Source organism: Streptomyces spiramyceticus, assembly GCF_028807635.1.
GTDB lineage: Bacteria > Actinomycetota > Actinomycetes > Streptomycetales > Streptomycetaceae > Streptomyces > Streptomyces spiramyceticus.
In genome coordinates this window covers 911048-926088 of sequence record NZ_JARBAX010000001.1, presented here as the reverse complement: position 1 = coordinate 926088, position 15041 = coordinate 911048, and the positions used below count along the sequence as shown (strand labels likewise).

Genomic DNA, 15041 nt, shown 5'->3' with positions numbered 1-15041 from the left:
CGTGAAGCGACCTACTTCTTGGTCACGGCGTCCAGCGCGTCGGCGATGCCGACCCCGTAGAAGCCGTTGTAGTTCTTACCGCCCTCGCACACCGCGTCGATCTTGCCGTCGCCGTTGATGTCGTACGGGTCGGTGCAGGCCGTCTCGTCCGCCTGGCTCGCCAGGAGGGATTTGATCCGCTTCGCCGAGGCGTGCGGGTGCGTGCTCTTGATGAGCGCCGCTACGCCCGCGACGTGCGGGGAGGCCATCGACGTACCGGCCATGTAGCCCCACTTGCCGCCCGGAATCGGGCCCAGTATCAACCCGCTGACCGCCGGCGGCGCGGGCTTCTGGTACGCCGTGCTGTCGCCGCCCGGAGCCGCGATGTCGACGACACCGTGACCGTAGTTCGAGAACGACGACTTCAGGCCCTTCGCACCCGTCGAAGCGACGGTGACGACGCCCGGCAGCTGGGTCGGAGCGTCGAGGCACTCGCTCGGGTCGATGTCGCGCGGCACCGGTGTGGTGTCGTTCGGGCTCGTCGTGTCCTTGATCGAGTCCGCCGCGAGATCGTAATTCGAGTTGCCGGCCGCGGCGACGTTCACCGCGCCCTTCTTCTCGGCGTACTGCGACGCCCGGACGATGGCGTCGACCAGCGCCTTCTGGTCCGGGTCGTCCTTGCAGTTGAACATCCACGGGTCGGTGTAATAGCTGTTGTTCGTCACATCGACGCCGTGCTCGGCCGCCCACACGAAGCCGCAGACGACCGACTCGGTGTAGAAGAAACCGGCCGTAGTGGACACCTTGATGCCGGACACCTTGACGCCCGGTGCGACACCGGTGACCCCGACACCGTTTTTCGCGGCGGCTATCTCGCCCGCCACATGTGTGCCGTGCGGGCTCTCCTCCGCCGACGGGCGCCAGGCGCCGTCCGTCGTGTCCGGCTTGCCGGACACGCAGTTGACCGACGCCTCGCGGTCGAAGTTCGCCGCGAGGTCCGGGTGGGTGTCGTCGACACCCGTGTCGATCACGGCGACCGTGACGTCCCTGCTGCCCAGCGACTTCTCGTGGGCCTTGTCCGCCTTGATGGCGGGCAGGTCCCACTGCAGCGGCTGCAACGGGTCCTCACCAGCGACGGCGTCCGCGGACGCCGCCTCCAGCTGCGCGCCGGTGAGCGCCTTCGGCGTGCCGACATCCTTCGTCGACTGGGCGGGCAGCGGCGCGGTACGGGTGGCACCCGCCGACTGGACGCCCTTCACCTTGCGCATCGTCTTCGCGAACGCGTCGTTCGACGAGTGGACGACGATCACGCCGATCTGGTCGTACGCCTGGACGATCGTGCCGCCGGCCTTGCCGATGGCCTGCTTCACCTTCGACGCGTTGCCGTGTCCCGGGCGGACGTTGACGACGTAACTGAGCGGCGTCCCCGCGGCCTCGGCGACCGCGGACCGGGCATCTGCCATTCCTGTCGCGCCGGTGGCGTCGGCCGATGTCGCCGATGCGGTGCCCGGCAGGAAGGCGAGGGCGGCGGTGATGGCCATGCCCGCGGATATGGCCACGGTACGGCTGGACCGCAGGGTGCGGTGCGGCGTCATGAGATCTCCGGTTCGCTGAAGTGGGCGGAGCGGAATGGGACGGAGCGCCGGCCGGTCACCTCTTGACGGCGTCGAGAGCGTCGACGACGCCGAAGCCGTAGTAACCGTTGTAGTTCTTGTCGCCCTCGCACGTGGTCGCCTCGACCCACTTGCCGGCCGCGTCGTAGACGTGGCTCGGGCAGCCCGGGTTGTCGGCCTGCGCCTTGAGCAGCGCCTGGAGCTGCGCCGGAGTCGCCTTCGGGTGCGCGCTCTTCAGCAGCGCGGCTACGCCCGCGACGTGCGGGGTGGCCATCGAAGTGCCCTGCTTGTAGCCGTAGCCGCCGTTCAGGACGGTCGACAGGACCCGGCCGTTGGCGTCGGGCGTGGCCGGGATCTGGTACTTGTCGCCACCCGGGGCCGCGACATCGGCGACACCGTAACCAAAGCTGGAATAGTACGACTTGACGTTCTTGTCGCCCGTAGCGGTCACCGTCACGACACCCGGCAGCTGAGTCGGCACGTCGAAGCACTCGGACGGGTCGATGAGCCGGTCGGCCGGGGTGGTGTCATTGGGGCTGGAGTCGTCGAGGATCTCGTCGGCCGAGAGGTCGAAGTTCGAGTTGCCCGCCGCCGCGACATTCAGGGCGCCCTTGCGCTCCGCGTACTTCGTGGCGCGCGTCAGGGAGTCGAGGAGGGCCTTCTGGTCCGGGTCGTCCTTGCAGTTGAACATCCACGGGTCGACGTAATAGCTGTTGTTCGTCACGTCGATGTCGTGCTCGGCGGCCCACACGAAACCGCACACGACGGCCTCGGTGAAGAAGAGGCTGGTGCCCGGCTCGCTGACCTTGATACCGGCGAGCTTGACGCCCGGCGCGACACCGGTGACGCCGAGCCCGTTGCGCGGGGCGGCGATCGTACCGGCGACATGGGTGCCGTGGTCACTGCCGTCGGCGTACGGACGCCAGGCGCCCTCGGACGAATCCGCCACGCCGCCGACACAGTTGGCCGACTGGGACTTGGAGAAGTTCGGGGCGAGGTCCGGGTGCGTGTCGTCGACACCGGTGTCGATCACGCCGACGGTGACCTTGCTGCTGCCGTCATTGATCTCGGCGGCCTTGTCCGCACCGATGGCGCGGATGTCCCACTGGTTGGCCTCCAGCGGCTCCTGCCCGGGCTCCGCCGCCTCGGCCGCCTTCGCGGCCTCGGCCGCCGACAGCTTCTGCGTGGTGCCTTCTTCGGTGGTGGCGACCGGGGTGAGCGGCGCGGTGCGGGTGGCACCGGCCGACGCCACACCCTTCGCCATGCGTATCTGCTTGCCGAAGTCGGGGTTCTGCGAGTGGACGACGATGACGCCTATCTGCTCGTACGCCTTCACCACGGTGCCGCCGGCCCTGACGATCGCCCTCTTCACCGAAGCGGTCGTGCCGTGGCCACCGTTGGTGTTCACCACGTACGACAGCTTCGGGCCTGTGGCGGCGGCCGTGGCCGCAACCGGGTCTTCGAGAGGTGCCGCGGTGGCTATCGCTCCAGGCAGGAAGCCGAGCGACGCCGTGAGAGCCAGTCCGAGGGGCAGTGCCAGGTTGCGCTGCCGTCTGGATCCCAGATGAGCCATGGGTTCTCCACATCATCTTTGAAAGCCGCCCTTGCGCGGGGTGCGCGAGAGCGGGTACGTGACGAGTGAAGCTAGCGCCGATCATGCATTCGTATCAACGAGTTGGGAAAAGATAATGGCCGACGTTGAACCGAGTCGTCGCGCGACCCGTGCCGTTGACAGGGAGACACGCACCACCGTCCCCCACCAGTGAGGTCACATTGCCCACCCCACCCACCGCACCCGCGTCGCGAGGAGATTCCGTGGCAACCGATGCACCACCGCCCGAGGGCGGCACGGGCCTGAGCCAGGCAGAGCACACGGCGGAACACACCGCAGGGCACACGACGGAAGAGTTCGTCGAGATGCAGGAGAGCGCGGAGTTCGGCGAACTGCGCCGCTCCCACCGCTCCTTCGCCTTCCCCCTGACCGTCGCGTTCATCGCCTGGTACCTGCTGTACGTCCTGCTGTCCAACTACGCGGGCGGCTTCATGGGCACCAAGCTCTTCGGCAACATCAACGTGGCGCTCGCCCTCGGCCTCGCCCAGTTCGCCACCACGTTCCTCATCGCCTGGTTCTACTCGCGCCACGCCGCCGCGCAGCTCGACCCCAAGTCCGAGGCGATCAAGTCCCGTATGGAGGGCGACGCATGAGCACCGCGCTGACCACGGCGGCCACGGTCCAGCTCGCCGCCGCCGGCGACGCGAGCGAGCACCGGCCGCTCATCATCACCCTTTTCGGCCTGTTCGTCGTCGCCACCCTGTTCATCACGGTCTGGGCGGGCCGCCAGACCAAGAACGCCGCCGACTTCTACGCGGGCGGCCGCCAGTTCACGGGCTTTCAGAACGGCCTCGCGATCTCCGGCGACTACATGTCCGCCGCGTCTTTCCTCGGCATCGCGGGCGCCATCGCCCTCTTCGGATACGACGGCTTCCTCTACTCCATCGGCTTCCTGGTCGCCTGGCTGGTCGCGCTGCTCCTCGTCGCGGAGCCGCTGCGCAACTCCGGCCGCTACACCATGGGCGACGTCCTCGCGTACCGCATGCGCCAGCGCCCGGTCCGTACCGCAGCAGGCACCTCCACCATCGTCGTCTCGATCTTCTACCTGCTCGCGCAGATGGCGGGCGCGGGCGTACTCGTCTCGCTGCTCCTCGGCATCACCAGCGACGCGGGCAAGATCCTCATCGTCGCCCTCGTCGGCGTCCTGATGATCCTGTACGTCACCATCGGTGGCATGAAGGGCACCACCTGGGTCCAGATGGTCAAGGCCGTCCTGCTCATCGCGGGCACCCTGCTGATCACCTTCCTGATTCTGTTGAAGTTCAACTTCAACCTCTCCGACCTGCTCGGTACCGCGGCCTCCAACAGCGGCAAGGGTTCGGCGTTCCTGGAGCCCGGCCTGAAGTACGGCGCCACGGGGATCTCGAAGCTCGACTTCATCTCACTGGGCATCGCCCTGGTCCTGGGCACCGCCGGCCTGCCGCACATCCTGATCCGCTTCTACACCGTGCCGACGGCGAAGGCCGCCCGTAAGTCAGTGAACTGGGCGATCGGCATCATCGGTGCCTTCTACCTGATGACCATCGTGCTCGGCTTCGGCGCCGCCGCGCTGCTCAAGCCCGGCGACATCGTCGCCTCCAACAAGGCGGGCAATACGGCCGCCCCGCTGGCCGCCCTGGAAATCGGCGGCGGCGCGGACTCCCCGGGCGGCGCGATTCTGCTCGCCGTGATCTCCGCGGTCGCCTTCGCGACCATCCTCGCGGTCGTCGCGGGCCTCACCCTGGCGTCCTCGTCGTCGTTCGCGCACGACATCTACGCCAACGTCATCCGGCGCGGCAAGGCCACCGAGAAGGAAGAGGTACGCGCCGCACGCTGGGCGACGGTCGCCATCGGCATCGTCTCCATCGCACTGGGCGCACTGGCCCGCGACCTGAACGTGGCCGGGCTCGTGGCCCTCGCCTTCGCGGTCGCCGCCTCCGCCAACCTGCCGACGATCCTCTACAGCCTCTTCTGGAAGAGGTTCACGACCCAGGGCGCACTGTGGTCCATCTACGGCGGCCTGATCTCGTCCGTGACCCTGGTGCTCTTCTCGCCGGTCGTCTCGGGCAAGCCGTCGTCGATGTTCCCCGACGCGGACTTCGCCTGGTTCCCGCTGGAGAACCCGGGGCTGATCTCGATCCCGCTGGGCTTCCTGCTCGGCTGGCTCGGGTCCGTACTGTCGAAGGAGGAGCCGGACGTCGGCAAGTACGCGGAGCTGGAGGTCAAGTCCCTCACCGGCATCGGAGCGCACTGACCTCAGGTGCCACAGCGGAATCCACCGCACATTGCACAGCACATTCCACAACGGTGAGCCGTGGCCGCGTCGTAGAGTCGTACGAGGCGGCCACTGTGCTCCTCGTGGCATCGGGCCCCTGTTGTTGTCAGAGGCGTCGCGTAGGCTCGACAGCGTTGGACCAAGACGAATTCCGGATCGGGGAGGGGGCCGAGGATGCTTATCGACACTTACGGCCGGGTCGCCACTGACCTGCGTGTTTCACTCACCGATCGTTGCAATCTCCGGTGTACGTACTGCATGCCGGAAGAGGGCCTGCAGTGGCTGGCCAAGCCCGATCTGCTCACCGACGACGAGATCGTCCGGCTGATAAGGATCGCCGTGACGGACCTGGGCGTGACCGAGGTGCGCTTCACCGGCGGAGAGCCGCTGCTGCGCCCCGGCCTCGTCGGCATCGTGGAGCGGTGCGCCGCCCTGGAGCCGCGCCCCCAGATGTCCCTGACGACCAACGGCATCGGCCTCAAGCGCACCGCCGTCGCCCTCAAGGCGGCCGGCCTGGACAGGGTCAATGTCTCGCTGGACACCCTGCGCCCCGACGTCTTCAAGACCCTCACCCGCCGGGACCGTCACCACGACGTGATCGACGGCATGGCGGCCGCCCGCGACGCGGGCCTCACGCCCGTCAAGGTCAATGCCGTGCTGATGCCCGGGCTCAACGACGACGAGGCCCCCGACCTGCTCGCCTGGGCCGTCGAGAACGACTACGAGATGCGCTTCATCGAGCAGATGCCGCTCGACGCCCAGCACGGCTGGAAGCGCGACGGTATGATTACGGCCGGTGACATCCTGGAGTCGCTGCGTACGCGCTTCGCGCTCACCTCGGAGGGCGACGACGAGCGCGGCTCGGCCCCCGCCGAGCGCTGGGTAGTCGACGGCGGCCCGCACCGCGTCGGCGTCATCGCCTCCGTCACTCGCCCGTTCTGCCGGGCCTGCGACCGGACCAGGCTCACCGCCGACGGCCAGGTGCGTACGTGCCTGTTCGCCCGTGAGGAGTCGGACCTGCGCGGGGCCCTGCGCTCCGGCGCCCCGGACGAGGAGATAGCCAGGCTCTGGAAGCTGGCGATGTGGGGCAAGAAGGCGGGCTCCGGTCTCGACGACCCGTCCTTCCTGCAGCCCGACCGTCCGATGTCGGCCATCGGAGGCTGAGGCGCCGATCGGTCGTCTCGGCCGTCTCGGCCGTCGTGGGCTCAGCCGTCGCCGTCTTGGGCTCAGCCGTCCCGGTCGTCTCCGGCGGCGGAGTCCTCCCACTCCCTGAGCGTCACCACATCCTTCAAGAAGCCGCGTACGCCGAGGAATTGGGACAGGTGCTCACGGTGCTCGTCGCAGGCCAGCCAGGTCTTGCGGCGCTCCGGGGTGTGCAGCTTCGGATTGTTCCAGGCAAGGACCCAGACGGCGGCGGTGCGGCAGCCCTTGGCGGAGCAGACCGGTGCGCTGGAATCGGAAGCATCAGGGGAGTTCACGCGCTCAACCCTAGGCCAGCCCCAAATGGCGACGCCGAGCAGCCACGGGGGGAGCTGCCCGGCGTCGGTCCGTCGCTCCGACGGGGGATGCGGAGCGCCTACGAAGTATGTCACGCGACACGGGGTGCGGTGCACCGGAACTTCATGATTGATCTGAGCTTTTCTTGAGCTTTGCAGACCGGACGGGATCAGCTCTGGTCAGGCGCCCGTTGACCCCGGCCGGGTTCGGCCCCCTCCGGCTCGGCTTCCGGGGCGGCCGGTTCGGGGGAGGCGGTGAGCGCCGGGCGTACGGGTGTGGGGACGAAGGTCGAGGGCAGTGAAGGTGCGTTTCCCCGGCCCGCGTTGGCGATGACCACGGCGATGTACGGGAGGAGCGCTCCCAGTACCAGGGCCACGATCGCGACGGGCCGCTCCACATTCCACAGGACCGCGGCCAGGATGAACGAAACGGTCCGTACGGACATCGAAATGACATAGCGCCGCTGCCGGCCACGCACGTCGTCGGCCAGCGACTGCCGGGCTCCTGTGATCCGGAAGACCTCGGCGCTGCTGTGCTTCCGCATCATGTTCCACCACCCGATTCGTGTGCCGGACGCTCCCCGGACCGGACGCGTTCCACGTTACGCCGCGCCTGCGCCGTGTTCGAGACCGGGGGATCCCCAGCCCTGCGCGCACGGCGACCGCCCGACCACGTAGGGCGCCGTCCGGCATGCGCCGTACCGGGGGCGGTCCGGGACTGGGCGCACCTGCGCACACGGCAGGGGGCGACATGCTCTGGGCATCGATGGAGGGCACCAGACGGCGGGCGTGACGTACGGGCCTCACGTATTACGGGCCAGGAACGCGAAAGGCGGCCGGGAGCGCGGAATCGCGCACCCGGCCGCTTTTCTTTGCGGAAGCGACTCAGCCGGCGGCAACCTCGATCGCCGCCAGGTTCTTCTTGCCCCGCCGCACCACCAGCCAGCGGCCGTGCAGCAGCTCTTCCCGCGCGGGTACGGCGTCCTCGTCGGTGACCTTGACGTTGTTCACGTAGGCCCCGCCCTCCCGGACCGTACGACGGGCGGCCGACTTGCTCGGCGACAGGCCGACCTCCGTGAACAGGTCCACGACGGACCCGAGCTCGGCGACCGTGGCGTGCGGCAGCTCGGACAGTGCCGCGCCCAGCGTCGCCTCGTCGAGCTCGGCGAGCTCACCCTGGCCGAAGAGCGCCCTGGACGCGGCCATGACCGCCGTGCACTGCTCGGCTCCGTGCACGAGCGTCGTCAGCTCCTCCGCCAGCGCGCGCTGGGCCGTGCGGGCCTGCGGGCGCTCCTCGGTGAGCCTCTCCAGCTCCTCCAGCTCAGTACGGCTCTTGAAGCTGAGGATGCGCATGTACGGCGAAATGTCCCGGTCGTCCACGTTCAGCCAGAACTGGTAGAACGCGTACGGCGTGGTCATCTCCGGGTCCAGCCAGACCGCACCGCTCTCGGACTTGCCGAACTTGGTGCCGTCCGCCTTGACCATCAGCGGGGTGGCCAGCGCGTGCACGTTCGCGTGCGGCTCCAGGCGGTGGATCAGGTCGAGACCCGCCGTGAGGTTGCCCCACTGGTCGCTGCCGCCCTGCTGGAGCGTGCAGCCGTAGCGCCGGTACAGCTCCAGGAAGTCCATGCCCTGAAGCAGCTGGTAGCTGAACTCCGTGTAGCTGATGCCCTGGTCGGACTCCAGCCGCCGGGCGACCGAGTCCTTGGCGAGCATCTTGCTCACCCGGAAGTGCTTGCCGATGTCCCGCAGGAACTCGATCGCGGACATCTCCGCGGTCCAGTCCAGGTTGTTGACCATGGTGGCCGCGTTCGGCCCCTCGAAGGAGAGGAACGGCTCGATCTGGGCGCGCAGCCGCGCCACCCAGTTCGCGACCGTCTCCGGGTCGTTCAGCGTGCGCTCCGCGGTCGGCCGCGGGTCACCGATCTGGCCGGTGGCCCCGCCCACCAGGGCGAGCGGCCGGTGACCGGCCTGCTGGAGCCGGCGCACGGTGAGGACCTGCACCAGGTGCCCCACGTGCAGGCTGGCCGCCGTCGGGTCGAAGCCGCAATAGAACGTGACCGGACCGTCCGCGAGCGCCTTGCGCAGTGCGTCCTCGTCAGTGGACTGGGCGAACAGCCCGCGCCACTTCAGCTCGTCGACGATGTCCGTCACGGTCTTGTCTCTCCTCGAAATGATGGGAAGTCTCCCGGCCAGTCTATGGGCGTCATACGCCCTGGCTGACCGAGCTCATATTGAAGTCCGGGATACGCAGCGCGGGCATCGCGGCCCGGGTGAACCAGTCGCCCCACTCACGCGGCAGCGTCTTCTCGCTGCGTCCGGCCTCGGCGGCCCGCGACAGCAGGTCGACCGGCGACTCGTTGAACCGGAAGTTGTTCACCTCGCCGACGACCTCGCCGTTCTCTACGAGATAGACACCGTCCCGGGTCAGCCCGGTCAGCAGCAGCGTCGCCGGGTCGACCTCGCGGATGTACCAGAGGCAGGTCAGCAGCAGCCCTCGCTCCGTGGAGGCCACCATCTCGTCCAGCGAACGACCGCCCCCGCCGTCCAGGATCAGGTTGCCGATCCCGGGAGCCACCGGCAGCCCGGTCAGGCCGGCGCTGTGCCGGGTCGTGAGCAGGTGTTCGAGCCTGCCGTCGCGCAGCCAGTCGGTGGCGTTGAGCGGCAGCCCGTTGTCGAAGACCGACGAGTCGTCGCCGGAGGAGTGTGCGATGACGAACGGCGCGGACTCCAGGCCCGGCTCGTTCGGGTCGCTGCGCAGCGTCAGCGGCAGCTCGGACAGCGTCTCGCCGATCCGGGTGCCGCCGCCCGGCTTGCTGAAGACGGTGCGGCCCTCCGCGGCGTCCCTGGCCGTCGACGACCACAGCTGGTAGATCAGCAGGTCGGCGACGGCGGTCGGCGGCAGCAGCGTCTCGTACCGCCCGGCAGGGAGGTCCACCCTGCGCTCCGCCCACCCCAGGCGCTTCGCCAGCTCCGTGTCCATCGCGGCCGGGTCCACGTCCTTGAAGTCGCGCGTGGCATGCCCGGCCCAGGCCGAGCGCGTACGGTCCGGGGACTTGGCGTTGAGCTCCAGCGTGCCGTTGGGCTGGTCGTGACGCAGGCGCAGGCCCGTCGACGTACCGAGGTAGCTGGACGTCGTCTCGTGGTTCGCGAACCCGTACAGCTCACGCCCACCGGCTTTGGCGCGGGCGAAGGCCTCGCCGAGCGCGGGCGCGAAGTCGGCGAAGACGCTGGAGGAGGTCTCGGCGGGCGCGTCCGTGAAATCGGGGGACGCGGGCACGCCGGTGACCAGCGGCTGTGCGTCCTCGGCCGGCCCGGCGCCGCGCGCGGCGGCCTCGGCGGCCCGTACCAGCGGCTCCAGCTCGTCGGCGGTGACGGCCGAACGCGACACCACACCGGACGCCGTGCCCTCCGCGCCGTCGACGGTCGCGATGACGGTGAGAGTGCGCCCGCGCGTGACGCCGTTGGTGGTGAGCGCGTTGCCCGCCCAGCGCAGATTGGCGGAGGAGTGCTCGTCTGCGATGACCACGCAGCCGTCCGCCCTGGACAGCTCCAGCGCCCGCTCGACAATCTCGTAGGGCTTGGCTGTGCGGCTCATCGACCGGCCTCCTGCGTCGTATTGAGGATGTTCACGCCCCGGAACAGGGCCGACGGGCAGCCGTGGGAGACCGCCGCCACCTGGCCCGGCTGGGCCTTGCCGCAGTTGAAGGCGCCGCCCAGCACGTACGTCTGCGGGCCGCCGACCTTCTCCATCGAGCCCCAGAAGTCCGTCGTCGTCGCCTGGTAGGCGACATCGCGCAGCTGCCCGGCCAGCCGCCCGTTCTCGATCCGGAAGAAGCGCTGCCCGGTGAACTGGAAGTTGTACCGCTGCATGTCGATCGACCAGGACCGGTCACCGACGACGTAGATCCCGCGCTCCACACCCCCGATCAGATCATCGGTCGAAAGCCCGCCCGGATCCGGCTGGAGCGAGACATTCGCCATGCGCTGTACGGGCACATGGCCGGGGGAGTCGGCGTAGGCGCAGCCGTTCGACCGCCCCAGGCCCGTCAGCTTCGCGATGCGCCGGTCCAGCTGGTAGCCGGTGAGCGTCCCGTCCTTGATCAGATCCCAGGACTGCGCCTCGACACCCTCGTCGTCGTACCCGACCGTCGCGAGCCCGTGCTCGGCGGTCCTGTCACCCGTCACATTCATGATCGGGGAGCCGTACGCCAGCTTCCCGAGCTGATCGAAGGTGGCGAAGGAAGTCCCCGCGTACGCCGCCTCGTAGCCCAGCGCCCGGTCCAGCTCGGTCGCGTGGCCGATCGACTCGTGGATGGTCAGCCACAGATTCGACGGGTCGACCACCAGGTCGTACGTCCCGGCCTCCACGCTCGGCGCGCGCATCTTCTCGGCGAGCAGCGAGGGAATCCGCTCCAGCTCGGACTCCCAGTCCCAGCCGGTCCCCGTCAGGTACTCCCAGCCGCGCCCGACCGGCGGCGCGATGGTCCGCATCGAGTCGAACTCGCCGCTCTTGTCGTCCACGGCGACCGCGGTGAGCTGCGGATGCAGCCGCACCCGCTGCTGGGTGGTGACGGTGCCGGCGGTGTCCGCGTAGAACTTGTTCTCCTGCACGGTCATCAGCGAGGCGTCCACATGGGCGACCCCCTCGGCCGCCAGCAGCCGCGCGCTCCAGTCGGTGAGCAGCCCCGACTTCTCCTCGTCCGGTACATCGAACGGATTGATGTCGTACGCCGAGACCCACGTCCGGTCGGCATGCACCGGCTCGTCGGCCAGCTCCACACGCTCGTCCGATTCCGCCGCCTTGATCACCTTCGCCGACAGCTTCGCCATCGCAATGGCCTGGCCCGCGACCCGGGCGGCCGCGTCCATGGTCAGGTCGACGCCGGAAGCGAAGCCCCAACTACCCCCGTGCACCACCCGTACCGCATACCCCAGGTCCGTGGTGTCGGACGTACCCGATGGCTTGGCATCGCGCAGCCGCCAGGTCGCGCTGCGCACCCGCTCGAAGCGGAAATCGGCATGATCGGCGCCGAGCGCGCGAGCACGCGCGAGCGCCGCGTCGGCGAGCGCGCGCAACGGCAGCGCCGTGAACGCTTCGTCGATGGAATGAGGCACGGATGACTCCTGTCGTCGAGACCGGTCACCCCGATCATGTCGCGCCCGGGGGCGCTGTGCCCACTACTTTCTGTAGGGACCCGACAGTGACTTTCGTACGGCGCTGTCAGGCCCCGATTCTCCGTAGGAGGCCCGGTACCGATAGCTTCGATCGGTACCAGACCGCTATCGAAAGGGTGATCCGTTGAGCCGCTCGGTTCTCGTCACCGGAGGAAACCGGGGCATCGGCCTCGCCATCGCCCGCGCTTTCGCCGAGGCAGGCGACAAGGTCGCGATCACTTACCGTTCCGGCGAGCCGCCGGCAGCTCTCACCGACTTGGGCTGCCTGGCCGTCAAGTGCGACATCACCGACGCCGAGCAGGTGGAGCAGGCCTACAAGGAGATCGAGGAGAAGCACGGCAACGTGGAGGTGCTGGTGGCCAACGCCGGCGTCACCAAGGACCAGCTCCTCATGCGCATGTCGGAAGAGGACTTCACGTCCGTACTCGACACCAACCTCACCGGCACCTTCAGGGTCGTCAAGCGTGCCAACCGCGGCATGCTGCGCGCCAAGAAGGGCCGGGTCGTGCTGATCTCCTCGGTCGTCGGGCTCCTCGGCTCGGCGGGGCAGGCGAACTACGCCGCCTCCAAGGCCGGTCTGGTCGGCTTCGCGCGTTCGCTCGCCCGTGAGCTGGGCTCGCGCAACATCACCTTCAACGTCGTCGCGCCCGGGTTTGTCGACACCGACATGACCCAGGCGCTCTCGGACGAGCAGCGCAAGGGCATCGTTGCCCAGGTGCCGCTCGGCCGTTACGCGCAGCCGGACGAGATCGCCGCGACGGTGCGGTTCCTCGCCTCCGACGACGCGTCGTACATCACTGGAGCCGTCATCCCGGTTGACGGCGGATTGGGCATGGGTCACTGATCACATGAGTGGAATTCTTGACGGCAAGCGCATCCTCGTCACGGGTGTGCTGATGGAGTCCTCCATCGCCTTCCACACCGCCAAGGTGGCCCAGGAGCAGGGTGCCGAAGTCATCCTGACCGCCTTCCCCCGGCCCACGCTCACCGAGCGCATCGCGAAGAAGCTGCCGAAGCCCGCGAAGGTCATCGAGCTGGACGTGACCAACACCGAGCACCTGGACCGGCTCGAAGGCCTGGTCCGCGAGGAGCTCGGCGGCCTCGACGGCGTCGTCCACTCCATCGGCTTCGCCCCGCAGGACGCGCTCGGCGGCAACTTCCTCAACACGCCCTTCGAATCCGTCGCCACGGCGATGCACGTCTCGGCGTTCTCGCTGAAGTCGCTCACCATGGCGTGCCGCCCGCTGATGGGCAGCGGCAGCTCGGTCGTCGGCCTCACCTTCGACGCCCAGTACGCCTGGCCGCAGTACGACTGGATGGGCCCGGCCAAGGCCGCGCTGGAGGCCACCTCCCGCTACCTCGCCCGTGACCTGGGCAAGGACAACATCCGCTGCAACCTGATCTCGGCCGGACCGATCGGCTCCATGGCCGCCAAGTCCATCCCCGGCTTCGCGGAGCTGGCGGGCGTCTGGGACGACCGCTCCCCGCTGAAGTGGGACATGTCCGACCCGGAGCCGGCCGGCCGCGGCGTCGTCGCGCTGCTCTCCGACTGGTTCCCGATGACGACGGGCGAGATCATCCACGTCGACGGCGGGCTGCACGCCATCGGCGCGTAGCGCGCAGCGCTCGACCACTCAGCGTCTCACGGCTGCCAGAAAGCCGCGCGACCGTCGACGAGACGGTGCGCGGCTTTCTGCCTGTCCGGTGTGCGTCCGGTGTGCGTCCGGCTCCCCGAGTCGAAAATGCGGACCACTCCCCGCAAACTGTGAAGGCCGGGATTCACCCGGTGTGCTGTGGGGAGGAGGTGACGGCGCTTGCGCCCGTCGAACCACCGAGCGGCAGCTTTCGTACTGACATCGGTCGCCGTGGCCGGACTGGTGGCCCCGGCCACCGCCGCCCAGGCGGCCGCATCCGGCACACCACCCTTCGGCTCCACCTGCCGGACCTCGATCGAAGGGTCCCGGGTCGTCGCGTACTGCCACAACCCCTACCCCGAGTCCGACCGGGTGCAGCTGCACACCGAGTGCGACCGCTGGTGGGACATAGACGCGGACGGGCCGCCGGTCGAGGTCGGCCCCGCCCGGACCGTGCGACTCACCGACCGCTGCTGGAAGGAAGTCCGCGCGGCGTGGGTCAGCCACGAGCGGATGCAGTCACATCCCGGGAGATGACTGCACGCGGTCCCCGAGGCACTTGAGGGAGTAGCTCGCCGCCTCGGTGGCCGCCGTATCGGCGTCGCCCGCCCGGATCGCCTCCACCATCCGTGCATGGTCCATGTGGTCCTCGGGGCGCAGTTCGTGCCCCACGTCGTCGCGCAGCCAGGCGCGCAGCAGGTCGCCCAGGTCGGCGTAGAGCCCGATGAGTACGTCGTTGTGCGAGGCGGCGACCACGGCCAGGTGCAGCGTCGCGTCCGCGCGGACGAAGAGCTCTGCGTCGCCCGACTCCCAGGCCGCCTCCCGGCGCGCGAGCACCGCGTCCAGCTGCCTCACATCACGCTCGGTACGCCGCTCCGCCGCCAGCCGGGCCGCGGAGGACTCCAGGGTGGAGCGCAGCTCGGCGATGTGGCGGGGGTCGGCGTCCGCGAAGCGGCGGTGCATCACGCCGGCCAGTTCGCTGGTGGCGATGACGTACGTACCCGAGCCCTGCCGGATGTCGAGCAGCCCGTTGTGCGCCAGCGCGCGCACCGCCTCACGCACGGTGTTGCGGGCCACTCCCAGCTGCTCGACGAGCTCCGGCTCGGTCGGGATGCGCGACCCGACGGGCCACTCGCCCGAGGTGATCTGGTTGCGCAGCTCGTTGATCACCTGGTCGGCGAGTGCCGAACGCCGGGGGGAGGTCAGCGCCATGGTGCTCCTCTGGTCAGCAGTGCCACGATTGGACAACCAATCATCCCATGATTCTATGATGGC

At 69.1% G+C, this 15041-nt stretch carries 14 protein-coding genes; 6 read left to right on the top strand and 8 right to left on the bottom strand.

From position 1 onward, the window contains the following. Window positions 1-11 precede the first annotated feature (11 nt). Window positions 12-1574 (bottom strand): S8 family peptidase, encoded by a 1563-nt coding sequence (locus tag PXH83_RS04145; RefSeq protein ID WP_274556760.1) that lies wholly within the window; start codon window positions 1572-1574, stop codon window positions 12-14. 55 nt (window positions 1575-1629) lie between these two features. After that, a complete protein-coding gene (locus PXH83_RS04140) occupies window positions 1630-3165 on the bottom strand; it encodes a S8 family peptidase (protein WP_274556757.1) in 1536 nt (511 codons plus the stop codon). Between the two features lie 242 nt (window positions 3166-3407). On the opposite strand from PXH83_RS04140, the gene PXH83_RS04135 reads away from it, so the two are divergent. From PXH83_RS04135 to moaA, 3 genes are all read left to right on the top strand, one after another. Further along, window positions 3408-3797 carry a DUF485 domain-containing protein gene (locus tag PXH83_RS04135; protein ID WP_374225045.1) on the top strand — a complete coding sequence of 130 codons (390 nt, stop codon included), beginning with the start codon at window positions 3408-3410 and terminating at the stop codon, window positions 3795-3797. Next, on the top strand, window positions 3794-5437 hold the full coding sequence (locus PXH83_RS04130; RefSeq protein WP_274556755.1) for a solute symporter family protein: 1644 nt from the start codon (window positions 3794-3796) through the stop codon (window positions 5435-5437). Before PXH83_RS04135 ends, PXH83_RS04130 begins: the two co-directional genes overlap by 4 nt. Window positions 5438-5632: 195 nt before the next feature. Next, on the top strand, window positions 5633-6622 hold the full coding sequence (gene moaA, locus PXH83_RS04125; protein ID WP_274556752.1) for a GTP 3',8-cyclase MoaA: 990 nt from the start codon (window positions 5633-5635) through the stop codon (window positions 6620-6622). A 62-nt stretch (window positions 6623-6684) separates the two neighbouring features. On the opposite strand, the gene PXH83_RS04120 is transcribed toward moaA, so the two are convergent. From PXH83_RS04120 to PXH83_RS04100, 5 genes are all read right to left on the bottom strand, one after another. Continuing rightward, a complete protein-coding gene (locus PXH83_RS04120; RefSeq protein ID WP_274556750.1) occupies window positions 6685-6936 on the bottom strand; it encodes a hypothetical protein in 252 nt (83 codons plus the stop codon). 188 nt (window positions 6937-7124) lie between these two features. Continuing rightward, the gene (locus tag PXH83_RS04115) at window positions 7125-7499 is read right to left on the bottom strand and encodes a DUF3099 domain-containing protein (RefSeq protein ID WP_274562660.1); all 375 of its coding nucleotides are present in this window, start codon (window positions 7497-7499) and stop codon (window positions 7125-7127) included. A gap of 340 nt (window positions 7500-7839) precedes the next feature. Next, a complete protein-coding gene (tyrS, locus tag PXH83_RS04110) occupies window positions 7840-9108 on the bottom strand; it encodes a tyrosine--tRNA ligase (protein WP_274556748.1) in 1269 nt (422 codons plus the stop codon). 52 nt (window positions 9109-9160) lie between these two features. After that, window positions 9161-10552 carry a metallopeptidase TldD-related protein gene (locus PXH83_RS04105; protein ID WP_274556746.1) on the bottom strand — a complete coding sequence of 464 codons (1392 nt, stop codon included), beginning with the start codon at window positions 10550-10552 and terminating at the stop codon, window positions 9161-9163. Next, entirely contained in the window at window positions 10549-12072 is a 1524-nt protein-coding gene (locus PXH83_RS04100; RefSeq protein WP_274556745.1) for a TldD/PmbA family protein, read from the bottom strand. The genes PXH83_RS04105 and PXH83_RS04100 overlap by 4 nt, the downstream gene beginning before the upstream one ends. Window positions 12073-12256: 184 nt before the next feature. Between PXH83_RS04100 and fabG the strand changes: the two genes are divergently transcribed. The 3 genes from fabG to PXH83_RS04085 all read left to right on the top strand — a co-directional run bounded on the left by fabG (window position 12257) and on the right by PXH83_RS04085 (window position 14303). Next, window positions 12257-12976, top strand: a complete 720-nt coding sequence (fabG, locus tag PXH83_RS04095) for a 3-oxoacyl-[acyl-carrier-protein] reductase (RefSeq protein ID WP_214914104.1) — start codon at window positions 12257-12259, stop codon at window positions 12974-12976. 4 nt (window positions 12977-12980) lie between these two features. Next, on the top strand, window positions 12981-13748 hold the full coding sequence (gene fabI, locus PXH83_RS04090) for an enoyl-ACP reductase FabI (protein ID WP_274556744.1): 768 nt from the start codon (window positions 12981-12983) through the stop codon (window positions 13746-13748). A gap of 198 nt (window positions 13749-13946) precedes the next feature. Next, window positions 13947-14303: a hypothetical protein gene (locus tag PXH83_RS04085; protein ID WP_420803112.1), complete on the top strand. Its 357-nt coding sequence runs from the start codon at window positions 13947-13949 to the stop codon at window positions 14301-14303. Here PXH83_RS04085 and PXH83_RS04080 read toward each other — a convergent pair. Further along, on the bottom strand, window positions 14286-14978 hold the full coding sequence (locus tag PXH83_RS04080) for a FadR/GntR family transcriptional regulator (protein WP_274556743.1): 693 nt from the start codon (window positions 14976-14978) through the stop codon (window positions 14286-14288). The two genes, PXH83_RS04085 and PXH83_RS04080, sit on opposite strands and share 18 nt — an antisense overlap. Window positions 14979-15041: the final 63 nt, after the last annotated feature.

Bases quoted from the DNA above. Each gene is read 5' to 3' on its own strand.
- PXH83_RS04080 (WP_274556743.1), bottom strand. From the start codon at position 14,978: ATGGCGCTGACCTCCCCCCGGCGTTCGGCACTCGCCGACCAGGTGATC.
- moaA (WP_274556752.1), top strand. From the start codon at position 5,633: ATGCTTATCGACACTTACGGCCGGGTCGCCACTGACCTGCGTGTTTCA.
- PXH83_RS04140 (WP_274556757.1), bottom strand. From the start codon at position 3,165: ATGGCTCATCTGGGATCCAGACGGCAGCGCAACCTGGCACTGCCCCTC.
- PXH83_RS04145 (WP_274556760.1), bottom strand. From the start codon at position 1,574: ATGACGCCGCACCGCACCCTGCGGTCCAGCCGTACCGTGGCCATATCC.
- fabI (WP_274556744.1), top strand. From the start codon at position 12,981: ATGAGTGGAATTCTTGACGGCAAGCGCATCCTCGTCACGGGTGTGCTG.
- PXH83_RS04130 (WP_274556755.1), top strand. From the start codon at position 3,794: ATGAGCACCGCGCTGACCACGGCGGCCACGGTCCAGCTCGCCGCCGCC.
- PXH83_RS04105 (WP_274556746.1), bottom strand. From the start codon at position 10,552: ATGAGCCGCACAGCCAAGCCCTACGAGATTGTCGAGCGGGCGCTGGAG.
- PXH83_RS04115 (WP_274562660.1), bottom strand. From the start codon at position 7,499: ATGCGGAAGCACAGCAGCGCCGAGGTCTTCCGGATCACAGGAGCCCGG.